The organism is Vibrio sp. Y10_XG_PY6 (assembly GCF_024181795.1).
Taxonomy (GTDB): Bacteria; Pseudomonadota; Gammaproteobacteria; order Enterobacterales; family Vibrionaceae; genus Vibrio; species Vibrio diabolicus.
The window spans coordinates 1,728,053-1,744,345 of record NZ_JAMZAQ010000001.1; the positions used below are offsets into that span (position 1 = coordinate 1,728,053).

General features: G+C 47.4%; 16 protein-coding genes. 3 read left to right on the top strand and 13 right to left on the bottom strand.

The genetic code is table 11. The annotated features are described in order from the left end of the window. Positions 1-30: 30 nt before the first annotated feature. Positions 31-1,830 carry a sodium:proton antiporter gene (locus NL644_RS07460; protein ID WP_114323459.1) on the bottom strand — a complete coding sequence of 600 codons (1,800 nt, stop codon included), beginning with the start codon at positions 1,828-1,830 and terminating at the stop codon, positions 31-33. 422 nt (positions 1,831-2,252) lie between these two features. Here NL644_RS07460 and NL644_RS07465 point away from each other — a divergent pair, with 422 nt between their 5' ends. After that, on the top strand, positions 2,253-4,907 hold the full coding sequence (locus NL644_RS07465) for a DUF2339 domain-containing protein (protein ID WP_253658232.1): 2,655 nt from the start codon (positions 2,253-2,255) through the stop codon (positions 4,905-4,907). Between the two features lie 88 nt (positions 4,908-4,995). Here NL644_RS07465 and NL644_RS07470 read toward each other — a convergent pair whose 3' ends face one another. Genes NL644_RS07470 through flgB form a run of 12 tightly spaced genes read right to left on the bottom strand, consistent with a single transcriptional unit; the run spans position 4,996 to position 14,986 of the window. Further along, positions 4,996-6,036 carry a flagellin gene (locus NL644_RS07470; RefSeq protein ID WP_114323461.1) on the bottom strand — a complete coding sequence of 347 codons (1,041 nt, stop codon included), beginning with the start codon at positions 6,034-6,036 and terminating at the stop codon, positions 4,996-4,998. A 17-nt stretch (positions 6,037-6,053) separates the two neighbouring features. Further along, on the bottom strand, positions 6,054-6,953 hold the full coding sequence (flgL, locus tag NL644_RS07475; protein WP_005395290.1) for a flagellar hook-associated protein FlgL: 900 nt from the start codon (positions 6,951-6,953) through the stop codon (positions 6,054-6,056). An 11-nt stretch (positions 6,954-6,964) separates the two neighbouring features. Continuing rightward, positions 6,965-8,338, bottom strand: coding sequence for a flagellar hook-associated protein FlgK (gene flgK, locus NL644_RS07480; RefSeq protein ID WP_005395291.1), 1,374 nt, complete (start codon positions 8,336-8,338; stop codon positions 6,965-6,967). Next, on the bottom strand, positions 8,339-8,887 hold the full coding sequence (locus tag NL644_RS07485; protein ID WP_005395292.1) for a rod-binding protein: 549 nt from the start codon (positions 8,885-8,887) through the stop codon (positions 8,339-8,341). It abuts the gene before it with no gap. Positions 8,888-8,897: 10 nt separating this feature from the next. Then, a complete protein-coding gene (locus NL644_RS07490; protein WP_031780462.1) occupies positions 8,898-10,019 on the bottom strand; it encodes a flagellar basal body P-ring protein FlgI in 1,122 nt (373 codons plus the stop codon). Continuing rightward, positions 10,019-10,690, bottom strand: a complete 672-nt coding sequence (gene flgH, locus NL644_RS07495) for a flagellar basal body L-ring protein FlgH (RefSeq protein ID WP_005395295.1) — start codon at positions 10,688-10,690, stop codon at positions 10,019-10,021. The genes NL644_RS07490 and flgH overlap by 1 nt, the downstream gene beginning before the upstream one ends. A 32-nt stretch (positions 10,691-10,722) precedes the next feature. After that, a complete protein-coding gene (gene flgG / locus NL644_RS07500; RefSeq protein ID WP_005395297.1) occupies positions 10,723-11,508 on the bottom strand; it encodes a flagellar basal-body rod protein FlgG in 786 nt (261 codons plus the stop codon). Between the two features lie 27 nt (positions 11,509-11,535). Beyond that, the gene (gene flgF, locus NL644_RS07505; RefSeq protein ID WP_006741308.1) at positions 11,536-12,267 is read right to left on the bottom strand and encodes a flagellar basal-body rod protein FlgF; all 732 of its coding nucleotides are present in this window, start codon (positions 12,265-12,267) and stop codon (positions 11,536-11,538) included. A 12-nt stretch (positions 12,268-12,279) separates the two neighbouring features. Continuing rightward, a complete protein-coding gene (gene flgE, locus NL644_RS07510; RefSeq protein WP_005395301.1) occupies positions 12,280-13,476 on the bottom strand; it encodes a flagellar hook protein FlgE in 1,197 nt (398 codons plus the stop codon). 27 nt (positions 13,477-13,503) lie between these two features. Further along, entirely contained in the window at positions 13,504-14,187 is a 684-nt protein-coding gene (gene flgD, locus NL644_RS07515; protein ID WP_005395303.1) for a flagellar hook assembly protein FlgD, read from the bottom strand. Next, entirely contained in the window at positions 14,187-14,621 is a 435-nt protein-coding gene (flgC, locus tag NL644_RS07520; RefSeq protein WP_114323462.1) for a flagellar basal body rod protein FlgC, read from the bottom strand. Before flgC ends, flgD begins: the two co-directional genes overlap by 1 nt. Positions 14,622-14,623: 2 nt before the next feature. After that, positions 14,624-14,986: a flagellar basal body rod protein FlgB gene (gene flgB / locus NL644_RS07525; RefSeq protein WP_005395306.1), complete on the bottom strand. Its 363-nt coding sequence runs from the start codon at positions 14,984-14,986 to the stop codon at positions 14,624-14,626. 77 nt (positions 14,987-15,063) lie between these two features. On the opposite strand from flgB, the gene flgA reads away from it, so the two are divergent. Beyond that, positions 15,064-15,861 (top strand): flagellar basal body P-ring formation chaperone FlgA, encoded by a 798-nt coding sequence (gene flgA, locus NL644_RS07530; RefSeq protein WP_006741306.1) that lies wholly within the window; start codon positions 15,064-15,066, stop codon positions 15,859-15,861. Positions 15,862-15,995: 134 nt separating this feature from the next. Next, positions 15,996-16,277, top strand: a complete 282-nt coding sequence (flgM, locus tag NL644_RS07535; RefSeq protein WP_006741305.1) for a flagellar biosynthesis anti-sigma factor FlgM — start codon at positions 15,996-15,998, stop codon at positions 16,275-16,277. Positions 16,278-16,293: the final 16 nt, after the last annotated feature.

The window sequence follows — 16,293 nt, forward strand, 5'->3', positions numbered from 1 at the left end:
CACGATAAAAGAGCCGCATACTTCTCTAATTTACTTTGCGCTTTCTGACAGAATCAGAGACACAACGGTGCTTGTGGTGGTTGGAGCAAACTGCTCAGGATCATCACAGAATTGAATTTTCCCTTTTTCTTCAACGTGGAACAACGGTACTACCGAGTTCCCTTTGTGGTGCGCTAAATAGTCTTGATACGTAAAGTTGTCGCTCAATTTCGTGTGTTTTATCTCTGCACCGCGGCTCAACAAACTGGCCAGTTGGGTATAGCTTACGTTACCGCCCATCAGCAATTTACCGTGGTACTCCTGAGCCACGGAGTGCTTCTCGCTACCATTGCCGTTGGTTTTCACTTTTTGCAAGCAGTGAACTTTATCTTCACCAAACTCGTCGACAAATTGCATGCAAGCCATAATGTTGAAATGCTGGTCAGGCGTTAATGCAACGACTTGTCCCACCCCTATCAGGTTCAAATTGTCATCTGCGTGACTAGAAATCGGATTCCCGTAGTAGTAATCCAGCCCCAACATACGAACTTGACTGATGTACTCCCAGTTAGAATCGGTCATCAATATGCGGCGGTCATAACGTGCCAACGCTTGACCAATTTCTCTTGCTACTCGGTTAGCACCAATCAACAAGAAGCCACGTGGCGCTGGCTCCGCGACGCCCAACATCAATGCGACAGGACGTGCCGTTGCACTTTGTAAAACAACCGTTCCGATGATCACCATGAAGGTCATAGGAACCAGTAAAATCGCTTCATCAATACCGTATTCGGTCAATTTGATCGCGAAAAGAGAAGAAATAGAGGCAGCGACAATACCGCGCGGTGCAACCCAAGACAGAAACAGTTTATCTTTAAGTCTCAAGTTACTGCGGATGGTTGAGAGGAAAATCGACAACGGGCGCGACACCAACTGCATAAATACAAACAGCAATAACGCCCCACTACCCAGCGCAGCAAAATCATCCAAGCTAATGCGTGCAGCAAGGAAAATAAATAGGCCGGTGATCAGCAATATGGTCAAGTGCTCTTTAAAGTGCAGAATTTGTTGAATATTGATGCCCTTTGCGTTGGCAAGCCACATACCCATTACAGTAACCGTGAGTAATCCGGCTTCAGACTCAATATGGTTGGAGACGGAAAATACGCCGAGCACGATCATCAAAACCGCAAATGGCTGCAAGTATTCCGGTAGCCACGCACGGCGCATAATCGTTGCGACTGCTGCGCCAGAGGCCGCACCAAGAATGACGCCCACGGCAATGAGCGTCCCGAACACTTCGACGCTATTTATAGCGCTGTGCGATACGATGAACTCATAAACCATCACAACAAAAAGCGCACCGAGTGGATCAATCAAGATCCCCTCCCAACGCAAAATATTAGCAAGCGTACTGTTAGGCCTTACCGTCCGAAGAAGTGGCACGATCACCGTCGGACCTGTGACCACGGTTAAACTGCCGAACAACATGGCGAGCTCCCAAGTAAAACCGAGGAAATAGTGCGTCGCAATACTGGTTGCTGCCCACGAAATGATGGCCCCGATGGAAACGATACTCCAGACTGAGCCACTCACACCGCGAATTTCTTTAAAGTTTAGGGTCAAGCTGCCTTCGAAAAGAATCACCGCAACCGCCAATGAAACCAACGGAAAGAGCAAACTCCCTAAAATCTCATCTGGATTTAACCACTGCATAAATGGCCCGACAATCAACCCAGCTAGCAGCAAAAATAAAATCGCTGGTAAGCGCAATCGCCATGCCAACCACTGACAACCTAAACCAATGACCCCAACCGCTGATAGAACCAGCGCTTCATTACCCACTTGCATTAATCATTACCTGTTTTGTCTTTTTTCGCGTGAATGCGCTATACCCAAATAACCTCGGCGTGCGGTTCAATAAGCATGACTTGGCATGCAGACTAAACGGCTTACCTTCGACTATTCGACAGCATGCCTCTGAAATGCACATTTTTGAGGTCACTTGGGTATCGCATCAGAATTATGAATATAGTTGAACCCCAATGACTTAACGACTCATTTCTGTTCATCAGATCTTAAAGTGACACACAAGTATGTCGCTTCGTCGAATTCATCATTACGCATTGAGTTTCATTATGTAGAATGATTCTTAAAGAAAGCGCGGAACCTAGCACTATATGAAGCTAAGGCAAAGCGCTTGGACTAAGCTTTAGCGTACGTGCTCAAAGTTAAGAATCGTGTGTCACGCGACGTACGCAAGGAGAAATGGATTGTACGTAATACTAGCACTATTCATGGCATTGATCGCCATCCTCATCGGAGTGAAAGCCGCCAACCGAGCAGCACTTTTAGAAAAAGAGCTAACCAAACTTCGTGAAGAGGTAACATCACTGCGAGTCAGTCTAAATGAGGACTCGAACCAACCAACGCGTCAACAATCCAGCGTTGAAGAGGTAGCAAAAGAGGCAAATTCCTCATCCTCTAAGGAGCATGACCCGATTACCGACCGAGCATCTTATCCAAACACAACACATCAAGCTCAATACCAGGCAAGCGAAGTTCAACTGGACGTTTTTAGTCAAGAACAAGAGTCTATATTGCCAAGTAGAGTGCAGAGTCTGCTTAGCAACATTCAAGAAAACTGGTTGGTTTGGGTGGGCGCGCTGGCAATGCTAATTGGTGGGGGGTATCTCGTACAGGTTATTGGTAGTCACATTGAATTTTCGCCATTTATGCGTGTGTCCTTTGCGTTTGTACTCTCGTTACTTATGGTGCTTGTTGGCGAATGGTTCCACCGCAAAGAACAACAAAATCCTCAACGAGCAACACGAGCCCAAGGCTTTACTTATGTGCCTGCCGCCGTTACCGGAACCGGGCTAACTGGCATTTACTGCACGGTTATCTTTGCGTTTGTTGTTTATCAAATGCTGACGCCTAGTGTCTCGCTTATCATCTTAGCCGCTGCCGCATTTTGCAGCTTGGCTCTATCTTTACAGCAAGGGCCGTTGATGGCGGTGCTTGGTCTGATTGGTGGATACACCGCACCGTTATGGATTGGTGGAAGCGAGCCTAATTACTTCTTACTGGCTGGGTATATCAGCGCGATCTCGGTCGCGGCAACATTGCTAATGCAAAAAGTACGTAGTGCATGGATTTCTCCAAGCATCGCGCTTCCACATGTTGTTTGGATGCTGTTGCTCATTGAAAGCATGCCGCTTGAGACACTTTTTTCTTGGCTGGCTATTTATCTCTCCATTACTCTTTATCTTATTTTCGCCGTTCCAAGACTGGGTTGGACACTCAATCCTCGTTATCATCACTGCCAGAATAAGTGGACAAATCCGCCGACCGCTACCTCTCTCGCGATTGCGTTATTGACCTTTTCGGCTGTCACCAGAATGCCAGAATTGGACACACTGCAAATGGTGTACTGTTATGCGCTGCTCGTTGCGACAGTATGGCTCCCAGCGGTTCGCACAGGTTGGTCATTGCGCGTATTTTTGCCTTCCATATTGGTCTCTGCGACCGCACTTGTTGTCCTCACTGTCGCGTTTGACGCTTTGTATATGCCAGAACATGGTGCCAGTATCTTACTCGCATTGGCCACCAGTATTGCACTGATCTGCTGTCGAACTTATTGCCAGTCACTCAGTGACCGATCGCAACTTAGCGGCGTACTTCTGTTAGTACTGGCTCCTGCAATGAGTTTGATTACGCTGTTTTATGTCGACGAATTTATGCAAGGCTACCTGTGGCACTGGACTGCATTCTGCGCATTGGTGACCGTTTATTACGTTGTACTTGGTCAGCGCTTACATTCGCTAGCATTGGAATGCTCTGCCGTCATGCACGCTTTAATCGTAGGCGTCGCCTTTGTTTGGTTAAGCGATACCTGGTTGACGACAGCAATCTCGATACAAGTTGCGGTAATGGCGCTACAGACGCAATCAGGGTTATTTCGCCCCGCAAGTTGGGCGATTAAAGTGGCGATGGGGATACTGGTCATCCGCCTCACACTTTTACCCTTCATCCCTGAATGGCAACCCGTAGAAGCAGGACATTGGGCTTGGGTTATTGTGAGTTACCTACCGTCTCTCATCATCCTGCTCTATGCTCGAGCCACGCTAAAGCAAGTGGACCTCGAACTGACCAACTGGTTTGAAGGCGCATTTTTGCATGTATTCTTAATGGCGCTATTCACCCAAACCAACTACTGGTTAACTGGGCAGTACGGCTATTTGGGACACCTTGATTTCACAAGCGCCATCGTTTTTGCTAACCAAGCGTTGGTTATGGGTTTGGTGTACAGCTACCGTAGCCAATTTGCACAACGCTTAAGCCGCATCTATGAAGCCTACAGCTACCTGCTTTGGTGTGCCTTCGCATTGCTGATAATTTTGCTTAATACGGCAGAGTCGCCATTGGTGACTGACAACGTCTCAGCCCAAGCTCTTCCCGTCATTAATATGCTAAGCGTCGGCTGGTTGCTGCCAGCTTGCATCCTACTTATCGCAACCTTTAGAGGCTGGAATACGTTACAGGTTCATCGATTTGCGGTTGCTAGCCTGGGCTTTGCACTCGCTGCTATTTGGTTAGGTATGTCTATCCGTCAATTCTGGCAAACCACATCCATGATGCTGTACCAACCGACCAGCATGGCAGAACTGTTCAGTTATTCAGTAGCAGGTTTGCTCGTGGGTGGATTGCTTACTTGGCGCGGTGTGACACACAGAGGGTTGATGATGCAGCGCGTGGGTCTAGTGGTTTTAGCTTTTGTCGCACTAAAAGTATTCTTATGGGATGTTAGCTCTCTGGATGGGTTCTGGAGAGCAATCAGCTTCTTAGGTTTAGGAGCATCTTTAATCGCGCTTGGGTGGTTATTCCAGAAATTGAATCGCTCGGTGGCAAAAGCACTCGAACCATAAACGAATTAAAGAGAGATTCCCGACAATGCACCGTTCTCGTTATTGGGGGGCGATAGCGATGCAAAGCCGGGAATCATTGGAGTGTTCGTTATTTTAGCAAGGCAACAACCGTATGGCGACGCACGTTTGCTTGTGCATTCAACGCTTGAAAAGTCGAGGTGAACTCACCAGACTTCTGCACAAAACCATCCAGTTTTGCATTCACATCATCCACAGAAAGCTGCGCGGTTTTATTTTGAATTGAGCGCATTTGAGTATTCAACTCTCCATGAAATGCTTTCGCTTCCTGCAAGCTCGTTTGCACTTGTCTTAGATGCTGGTTCACTTTGGCAATCGTCTGTTTCATGCCATCGCGTGATGCCAAATCAAACCCAAGTTCTGCAATACCATCTGGCTCTGACTTTAGATTTAGAACGTTCGGCTGGCCCGCAGGAAAACGGTGCCCTTCGCCCGTAACCATCACTTTCTGCTGCATTTGCTGATAAGCGTTGTCTCTGGCTTCAAATAAAATGCTGCCATCGTCAGCTAATGAGGCGCGCATCCCTAAAGCAATCAAGCTTCGGTCAAGCATTTTGACAGTTCGAGCACCATCGGCTTGTCCATCGAACTGAATCATTACCGCTTGACCCTGAGGGAAATCCAAACGAATTTGCTCAGCTTTGTCACTTAAGCGATGCACGTTCAAGCCAGGAATAGAAAAGCGACGAATGTCTGCTTTATCTAGCTTTAAATGCAGTTCGTTGTTGAGCACTTTCTGGCCGTCGAAACGAGCATGCTCCACAACGTTCTGAATGGTGGCTTTAGAACGAACCAATGTATCCTGCAAGCCAGGCACATTTTGCATGCCTTGATTCACCGCTTGCGTCAAACCACGTTTAATTTGAGTCAGCTCTTTGCCAATCACCTGCAACGATTTCGATGCGATCTGCACTGCCGTCGCTTGCTGCTGACCCTGGGTCAGTTGAATCCCAGAGACAGAGTAGGCTGACGCAGTGTCAGCCTGAACTTGCGCCGGGCGCGGTTTAATTGCAGTACTTGAGTCTGCAGAACGGGTCGGCATGATAGAGGCTTGTTCTTGCCCACCCAAGCGTATGCTATGGGGTCTAACCTCTACTGTACTCATTACCATAAAAGAACTTCCTAACCTTATAGACGGTCAAACAACGATAGATCATTGATCTTTACATAGCTTGCTTGCGTTGCTTGCAAAGCCGCCATGTAATTGCTCAAGCGTACCGATGCTTCACCGTAATCCAGAGCTGAGAGGTCACCTGATACTTTATCAACGAACAGTTTATTCTCACCATGAGCACCGCCAACCAAATCTAGGTTATTGTGTCGGCCACCAATCTCCGTCATCGTGCCAAGTACGCTTGCCAACGTATCATCAATGGCACTCAGGCTTGCGTCCACTTCAGCTTGGAAATTCGGACTCGGGTTCTCAAATTCCGTAATTAGATTATTAATTTGATCCAGTACGTTTTTGCCGCCACCAAGGTCCAAAATATCCTTTGCCGTCATGTTGGAATCCATCGTTACGCCTTTCGCAATCGTCACGACACGTTTATCGCTGTTGCCCTCGATGACATAACTACCGCTTGCACTGTTTATAGCAGGGGTGTCAGTTTTGGTGCCTGAAAATAGGTAGTGCCCTTCTTCATCCTGAGCATTGAAAGACGACTCAATTGAATCACGATAGCTCTTTAGCTCCGTGATCATACCGGTACGGTCTTGATCAGTCAGTGAGCCATTCGCGCCCCATAATGCAATATCACGCATGCTCATCAGGCTCTCTTTCACTGAATCTAAATGTGTTTCTTGACTCGAAAGTGTGGTTTTGACGTTTGCGATATTGTTTTGATATTGGGCGATGGCGCTGTTTTCACGATCCAAATTAAGCAGCTTAATCGATGCCATTGGATCGTCAGATAGTTTAGTTAGACGCTCACCTGTCGTCATTTGTTGTAGCACGTGCCCCAGACCTGCATTGTTACCTTGCAGGCTTTGCAGCATCATTTGGCTAAATTGATTGTCACTGATTCGCATCTGGGTTTCCTTTAGAATAACTGCAATACAGAATCGAACAGCTGATTCGCTGTGCTGATCACTTTCATGTTGGCATTGTGTGCATTAGCAAACGTCATTAAGTTAGCCGCTTCTTCATCACTGTTAACGGCACTCACATTGTCACGAGCCGCATGTGCTTGCTTGTTCATGGCTAACTTAGCTTGGTAATCAGCGTCTGCTTGGCGTGCTTTAATCGCGGTTTGACCCACCATAGAACTGAATGCGTCATTCAAGCTCACTGAGCCATAGCCAGTCACAGAAACAGGCTTGTTGCTTAAATTAATCAACGACTGCAATACATCCGCATTACCTGGCGTACCATCACTTGAAAACGCAAGCTCACCTGGAGTCAACTCAGTGATATCCAAACTTGCCGCTGGGTTGGCAGGGTCGTAACTGAACAATGGTTTACCTGGGTTACCATTTAAATCTTGTCCAGTAGCGAGCACAGCGTTGTATTCATCCGCTAATGCTTTCGCCATGTCATTCAAAGCCAATTGGTTTGGTTTTAATACATCGGTTTGATAATCGTTAATCGCACCTAATTTGCCACCAAGAGAGTCACCAATCGCAAAACTTTGGCTTGAGAATGTTACGTGTAAGTCTGCTACGTAAGGGTCACTAGGGTCTGGAACGGCTGCGAGTTTGCCATGGTCCGTGCCCATCACAAGTGGCTGACCAGAGGTCAACGTTACCTGAACACTGCCGTCAGGCTGTTCTGTTGTTCTGATTTCGATGGTTTGAGATAACTCGCCGATCAATTTATCTCGTTCATCCATAAGTTGCGATGGGTTGCCGCCTGTTCCTTGCATTTCAACCAGCTGCTTGTTTACCTTCGCGATGTTTTCCATGAGGCTATTCGCGTGGTTAAGTGCCGCATTACGCTGATCGCTCATATCTTTATGTTGATTGTGCAAAGACTCGGTCAGCGTATTAAAGCGGCGTGCCAACGCTTCAGATTCGTTGATGATTTGTTGACGGTAAGGGATCGACTCAGGCTTAACCGTAGCATCGTTAAGCGCAGCGTTTAGAGAGTCCAAACCAGCAGAAATACTGAAGCCATCGGCCCCTAGCGTATTTTCCAATTGGCTCATGTTGCTGGTGTAACCAGAAGCGTACGCCGCCATACTGTTAGTTGACCACGTTTGCTTAATCAGAAATTGGTCTGTAACGCGGCGAATGCTGGTGACCTCTACCCCTAAACCAGGGCTTAAGCGGTTGGCTTTTCCGTCATCAACTGATGCCATCAACGCTTGTTGACGACTGTAGCCCACAGTATTCACGTTCGCCACGTTTTGTGCCGTTACGTCTAAGGCCACGCGGTTCGCGCCTAAACCTGAAAGGGCAATATTAACTAGGTTCATTTACAGCTCCATTTTCCTGATCAACGGCTGAGAAAACGCGGTAGTCATACCGGCCTCACCGAGCACCTGTTTTACAGAGGCGACGGCTTGAGAGGCGGTATTAAATAAGCTTGAGTTCCCCTCAATCTCGTTAGCATCAAGCTGTGAGATAGATTCAGAATTCGCACCTTTACCATCGTTTGCAGATGAGATGTTACGCGCAGCGTCAAAGGCGACTTCGCGCATAGAGGGGCTAAGTTGCTGGATGAGCATATTGGCAATGCCAGAGCTCTGCTTTTTTGCCAGTTCCATTGCCAGTTGCCCATCGTACATATCGCGGAAAACACCTTGCTGTTGGCTCGCAAACGGGCTGTCTTTATCCGCTAGAACATCGCTGCTGCTGCGCATTTGACGCAGCACCATTTGTAAAAACATCGCCTCAAATTGACCCGCTACTACTTCAAGCGCGCCTTCCTGATCTCGACTCTGCTTGATGTTGGCAAGTGCGCTGTTGTCGTGATACAGCATCGAATTCAGTTGAGTTTGTTCATTGGTACTGTCTAGTTTCATCCTTAACTCCTTAAATCACGACCAATTCAGCGTTCAATGCACCCGCTTCGCTCAGTGCTTGCAGGATAGACATTAAGTCAGTAGGTGTGGCACCTAAGCTGTTTACCGCAGTCACAATAGTGTTGAGCTCCGTGCCTGGAGGCCAAATCACCATTTGAGCTAAATCTTCGTTCACATCAAGATCCGTTTGGTTAACGACTTTCGTATCGCCATTTGCAAACGCATTTGGCTGACTGACTTGTTGTGATTCAGAAATTCGCACGGTTAAGTTGCCGTGGCTCACTGCCGCCTCACTCACTTTGACACTCTTACCGATCACGACCGTTCCCGTGCGAGAGTTAAAGACAATTCGAGCCGGCTTGCGGCCTTCCACGACGCTCATTTCTTCAAGCATCGACATCATCACTACGCGCTGTTGGGTATCTTTTGGTGCACGCATATCAATGCGCGCTTTATTGATCGCAACAGCAACGTTAGGCCCAAAAGTATTGTTAATTTCACGCGCGATATTTTTTGCCGTCGTGAAGCTTGGTTTACGCAGGTTTAAGGTGACTTCATCACGCTGGTTGAAATCAGTTTTGATTTCTCTCTCTAACGTCGCACCATTCGGGACGCGACCTGCCGTTGGTGTATTAACTTCGACTTTGGAGCCGCTTCGCCCTTCTGCAGACAAACCGCCCACCACGACGTTTCCTTGTGCAATGGCATACACTTCACCATCAATACCGCGTAAAGGCGTCAACAATAGCGTACCGCCACGGAGGCTTTTCGCGTCACCAATTGAAGACACGACCACGTCCAAAGTTTGTCCGGGGCCCGCCATTGGATCAACGGTTGCTGTCACGCTCACAGAAGCCACGTTTCGTAGCTTAGGGTTCATACTGTCATCAATTTGAACCCCAAACTGACGAAGCATGTTGGTAATAGATTGAGAAGTAAATTTCACTTGGTTTCGGTCACCCTGGCCAGCTAAGCCAACCACCAAACCATAACCAACCAATTGGTTTTCTCGAATGCCGCGTACATCGACCAAGTCCATGATCGGAATTTCCACTTCAGCATGTGAAGTGGTTGGTAATCCCAAGGTCAACACCAATAGGAAAGACGTAAAGAAAGATTGCATTGTCTTCATTAGAAAGGTACCCATGGGCTGTTGAAGAATTGAGTTAGCCATCCGGCTGCGTTGCTGTCAGCCAGAGCTCCGCGACCTGCGTAGGTAATTCGTGCATCAGCAATTCGTTGAGAAGAAACTTGGTTGCTGCGATTAATATCATCCACACGAACAATGCCAGTGAGACGAATAAACTCATCTCCCTGGTTTAGGCGCAGCCATTTTTCGCCACTGATACGCAATACACCATTAGGTAACACCTCGTGTACCGTTACGGTGATTGCACCTTGCAGCTTATTGCCCTGTGAGCTTGAAGCGCTGCCATCAAAGTTGCGGCTGCCATCGACACTAACCCCTAACTCATCGAACGTTTTCGTTCCTATGGTCGGCGCCGCGAAATTAACCGCTGAGCTTTTGCCAAACTTAGTACCCGCTTTTTTGCTCGATGAGGTTTCTTCTGATAGTTGAACCGTTAACACATCGCCAACTCGGTAAGCACGACGATCCTGAAACAGGGTCATCGTGTATTGGTGACGATAAAGGCTACCAGACTGGGTTTCCGGCAACGTGTAATCGAGCGTTGGTGGTGCGTATTCCTCGGCATTTGGCTCAGGCGGAATAAATTCCTGACGGCCGGCACATCCCACCAGCAACACGGCGGCTACTGCCCAACTCTTAGAAAGCCATTTCATTGCTTTTTCCTTCATCATCACCAATTTCATACTTACATTGATTGCGAAACAAACTTCAGCATGTCATCTGCAGCAGAGACCACTTTCGCATTCATCTCATACGCACGTTGAGTCGTGATCATGTCGACCATCTCTTCCACTACTTGTACGTTTGAACCTTCCAATGCACCTTGCTTGATGAGGCCTGCGCCATCTTCACCAGCAATCAGTTCATCTGCCGGGCCGCTGGCTTCCGTTTCACGGAACAAGTTACCACCCACGGCCTCTAAGCCTGCTGGGTTAATGAATTTTGCGAGCGTGATTTGACCAAGCTGCTGTGGCGTTGGATCGTCCGCCGTCGTTGTTGTTACCGTGCCATCAACACCAACAGAGAATGAAGAGGCATTATCTGGGATCTGAATTTGTGGCTCTAACGGCAAGCCTTGGCTATTAACCATCAAGCCTTCAGAGTTGACATGGAACTGACCATTACGTGTGTACATGATCTGTCCATCCGAGTTTTCGATTTGAAAGAAACCCTGTCCCATAACGGCAAGGTCCAACTCTTGTGTTGTATTTTGAGTGTTACCTTGCGTAAACACTTTTTGCGTGCCGACTACGCGAACACCGCTACCTAGCTGAATACCACTTGGCAATTCGTTAACTTGATCTACTTGAGCACCAGGTTGACGCTGAATGCTGTAGAAAAGGTCTTCGAATACAACTCGGTCACGCTTAAAGCCAACTGTATTTACGTTCGCTAGGTTGTTAGAAATGGCAGTCATCTTCGTGTCCTGCGCTGCCATGCCTGTTTTACTTACCCATAATGCTGAATGCATTTTTTATTACTCCTTGCGGGGCGAGACTTATCTCGCCGCCATTAATTTATTACCAGCTTGTGCCAACGTCTCGGCCGTTTTCATCATGCGAACTTGCATCTCGAAGTTACGCGTTAACGACATCACGCTAATCAACTCATCAATGGCAGATACGTTACTGCCCTCAATGTGCTCAGGAGAAAGTTGCACGGTTTCATCGGCAGCGAATGGCACGCCATCTACACTGTGCAGTAGGCTGTCACTCTCTTTTTGAAGTTGGTTCATTTCTGGTTTAACCAACTTCAACGTTCCCGCGACGATTTCTGCGCCACCACCTGGCGGAATCACGGATACTTGACCACGCTCGCTGATTTCAATCTTTTGATAATCAGGCACAACCAAAGGCCCATTTTCACCAAGAACAGGGAAACCATTGATGGTCATGGCACCAAAAGTGTCGACTTGGATATTGCCCGCTCGCGTGTACGCTTCGTTACCCGCAGGGGTTTCAACAGCAAGATAACCCTCACCCATGATGGCGACATCCAACGGGCGTCCCGTTTTCATAATGTCGCCAGAATCAAAGCGCGTTGAGGCAGAGTTGGTCACAACCATAGTGCGACCATCAAAACCTGGGCCTTGCATTTCTACACTGCGCACGCGCTCCATATCCGCTCGAAAGCCAGCAGTATCAGCGTTTGATAAGTTGTTTGAACGCACGTGCTGAGCCTTAAGAACTCGACTCGCACCTGACGTTGCAGTAAATAACAAGCTATCCATGCAAAACTCCCATTACACCGCGTTAAACAAAGCTTGAGTTAGCTTGTCGCTGGTAGAGATGGTTTTCGCGTTTGCTTGGTAGTTACGCTGTGCGGTCATAAGCGCCACAAGCTCACTGGTTAGGTCAACGTTAGAACCTTCTAGCGCACCTGGAGTTAAATCACCCAACGTACCTGAACCAGGGACACCCGTGATTGGCGCACCAGAGCTGAAGCTTTGAGTCCATGCCGTACCACTCACTTTTGCTAAACCTTGTGTGTTGGCGAAGTCTGCAAGTACAACTTGACCTTGCAGCTGTGATTGGCCGTTAGTGTAGGTCGCGTAAACCATGCCATTACCTTCAACGCGTACACCTGCAAGCTCACCGGATGTATAGCCGTTCGGGCTGTTAGTACTTACGCCGAATTTCGCACCGAACTGCGTGCTGCCCTTCAAGTTAATGTCGACACTCATCGCGTTTGCGCCTGCCGCAGGGAATGAAACATTAAACGGAGCCGTCGGTGAAGAAAGCGAACCGTCTTTGTCAAACGTTACTGGCACCGTTGTCACTGGTGTTGCACCACCATCCACTTGAACATTCACTTCCCAAGAGTTAGAAGCGGTCTTAGTGAAGTACTGAGTTACCGTGTGCGAGTTACCCAGCGAGTCATAGACTTTTGTGGTGTAAGACGAATTGAATGAGTTTGGATCGTCCGGATTAAACGGCGTTACCGTTTTATCAATGGCAGACGCACTTGCATCAAAGTTTGCAACAAAATCAAGACCGTCTGTCGCTTTTGCATTCAGTGATGACGTAGATACTTGGATATTGCCCACAGAGCCTGTCATCAGGTTGTTGTTGCTATCCACACTGTAACCTTGCAGTTTTGCGCCACTGTTAGCGGTAACAAAGTTATCTTTATCTGTCGCGAATACACCTGAACGCGTGTATAGCGTTTGACCCATGTTGTCTTTAGTGACAAAGAAGCCACCACCGTTGATCGCCAAGTCCATCGCACGGCCAGTTCCTGAGATACTGCCGTCTTTGTCGAAGTTCTGTGAAATTGACGCGACTTCTACACCACCAGGTTGCATGCCGTTGTATACTGCGGAGAATTCTGTGCGGCCACCTTTAAAACCATACGTTGATGCGTTGGCAATGTTGTGACTGATTGTGTTTAGCTCTGTGTTGGTCGCGTCCAGACCACTTAGTGCGATGTTAAAACTCATAAAAAGACCTCTGATTTCCCTATTTGGTTAAGCACCAAACTGAGTGATTTGATAGAAAGGAACGTTGCCAACGCCATGGACATTGACTAATGCTGCGCCGCCAGTATTTGGAATACGCACTTGCTCAACAGTGCCAGCCATGAGCACATTTGGACTTGCTTGCCCTTCTTGCACTTCTACTGCCACTGAGTATTTGCCTGGTTTAAGACCAAGTTCTTCAGGATTAATTGAAAAGTCGACGTCACCTTTGCCGTGAGCACCTAATGGCACTTTAGTAGATTGACCAAACTCATCTTTCACAACTAACGTCACTTGGTTTGAGCTATGAGCGAGTTCGATTTTTCCGTTCTGTACGCCTTCACCAAGCTCAAATTCTTTGGAGTTGACGTAAACAGTTTGTCCGACGAGCCCCGCTGTCGATAGCACTTGCATGTTGTCTAGGAGAATCATGCTCTGTTGCATTGTCTTGGACATATTCTCGGTACTTTGAACTTGAGAGAATTGAGCCAACTGACCAACGTATTCCGTGCCATCAAGTGGGTTAAGTGGATCTTGGTTTTGGATCTGCGCCACCATCAAAGAAATGAACTCGTTCTCTAATGAAGAAGCACTGTTCATATCTTTAGGATTTGGTGCAATGCCATTGTTCTCTTTTGCTTTAGTGCTCACCGGAGCATCAGACGATAAAGGTGTATATTGTGCGAGACTCATTAACTGCCCTGCCCTAATCTAAGCAGACCTTGCTGCATACTTTTCACATTTGATAACACTTCAACATTGGTTTCGAAGCTACGTGTCGCTGACATCATGTCTGCCATTTCAGCCACGACATCGATATCTGGGTAATACACATAACCTTCATCATTGGCCAACGGGTTGTTTGGCTCAAAGCGTTTCTCGGCTTCTCCCGCATTTTTCACAACGTCAACAATGCGAACTTCAGCATTGGGATAAACCCCGTTTTCCGTTGTCAGCTGCGCTTTTTGGTACACAGTCGCGAATACGGGCTTCAGCGCTTTATAAGCGTCATCTGGATTTGCAGACACCGCGTCCGCGTTAGCTAAGTTACTGGCGACCGTGTTAAGACGCACAGTTTGTGCCGTCATCGCGGATCCAGTGATCGAGTAAATATCAGTGAATGACATAATTAACGTCCCTCAATCGCTTTCGTTAAGCCATTAAATTTCATGTTGAGAAACGTCAGGCTAGTTTGAAAGTCCATGTTGTTTTGCGTGAATTTCGCTTGTTCAACACCCAGTTCTACAGTGTTGCCATCTTTGCTGTTCTGGTAAGGCACCGAGTATTGGGCCTGAACCTGAAACTTAGGCACTGGTTTGTTCACACCGCCTGCAGCCACCTGGTTCATTACGGTGGTGAAACTTAGGTCTTTCGCCAAATACCCAGGGGTGTCAACATTTGCTAGGTTACTGGCAAGGACTTTGGTACGCTGAACGCGAAAATTAAGTGCCTCTGGATGTACACCTAAAGCATTTTCAAATGTGATCGCCATGCATCTTCCTTACAGTTGGCTCGAATACGCCAACATACAAACAAGATGCGTGCCATAAAAAATAGTTATACATATCAATGATTTATAAACAAGGATGGAAGCCAAACTTCCGGCTCACGGAAAGCATTAAAAGCAAGGGGAAAGTGCTTACTTCCTCAACATTAATGCTAACTCTGCTTGCTCTAATACCAGGACAAACTTTCGCCAACACCTCTGGCAGAACCCTAAGCGTTGAGGAGATAAAATCCGTTGTAGCAGAGCATTTCAAACAAGAAGTGGCCCAAAATGCTCACTCTAACCAGTGGGGAGAATACCAACTGGATTTCGACATGTGGGTACCAGGCTCGGCGAATCACCTACCTGAGTGTGAGTCGCCTCTGGTCATCACTGGTCGCGACAATCAAGCGTTGCCAGTTGGAAACCTTAAGCGCTCAGTAAGTTGCGATGACATCGCCTCACCCTGGCGAATTAACGTCACGATAAAATCTTCTCTGACACTGCCTGTCTTGGTTGCCACAACCACGGTCGGTCGAAATGAAGTTGTGACTGCCAAGCACGTTAAACTGGAAACGCGCACCATCTCGCGACAAGACGATTTTTATACTCGCCCAGGACAAGCAATAGGCTTAGAAACCTCTCGCCGTTTACGTGCAGGGCAAGTGGTCAACCCATCCAATTTATCGGCTCCACCTTTAATCGAAAAAGGCAATGAAGTCATAGTGATTGCGAGCAAAAATGGATTTAGCGCCAGCACGAAAGGAGTCGCCTTAGAAGATGGTGCGAAAGGGCAACAAATTGAAGTAGAAAACCTAAGTTCTGGCAAGGTCATTAGAGCTGTCGTAACCGGGTTAAACCAAGTTCATACTCAATTTTGATTTTGGACTCAGAGTAACATTTTTTAATTTTGGCTCTCGTCAGTAACGCTGAACTTCGAGTACAAAAAAATATTTAATGTTTATCACATCCTAACCGCCTACTTAATTTAGAACATGATGATGAGGACCACAGCATGAAAATCGACAAAGTCGCGGGCGGTCATGTCCCACAAACAAAATTACAGCAAGCAAGCAAACAGCCTGTCGACGTCGTCGAACAGAGCAAGGTACACGAGCCTGCATTTCAAGCGAATACCGTAGCGATAGATCGCGCTCAAGCTGAAATGGCATCACTACCTGATGTTGATATGGAAAAAGTAGAACAAGTACGTAACGCATTAGCGCGTGGCGAACTTAGCCTAGATACCAAAGCACTATCAAAGGCGATCATGCAATTCCATACAGGTCACGAGTAATAACACACTAGGAAGA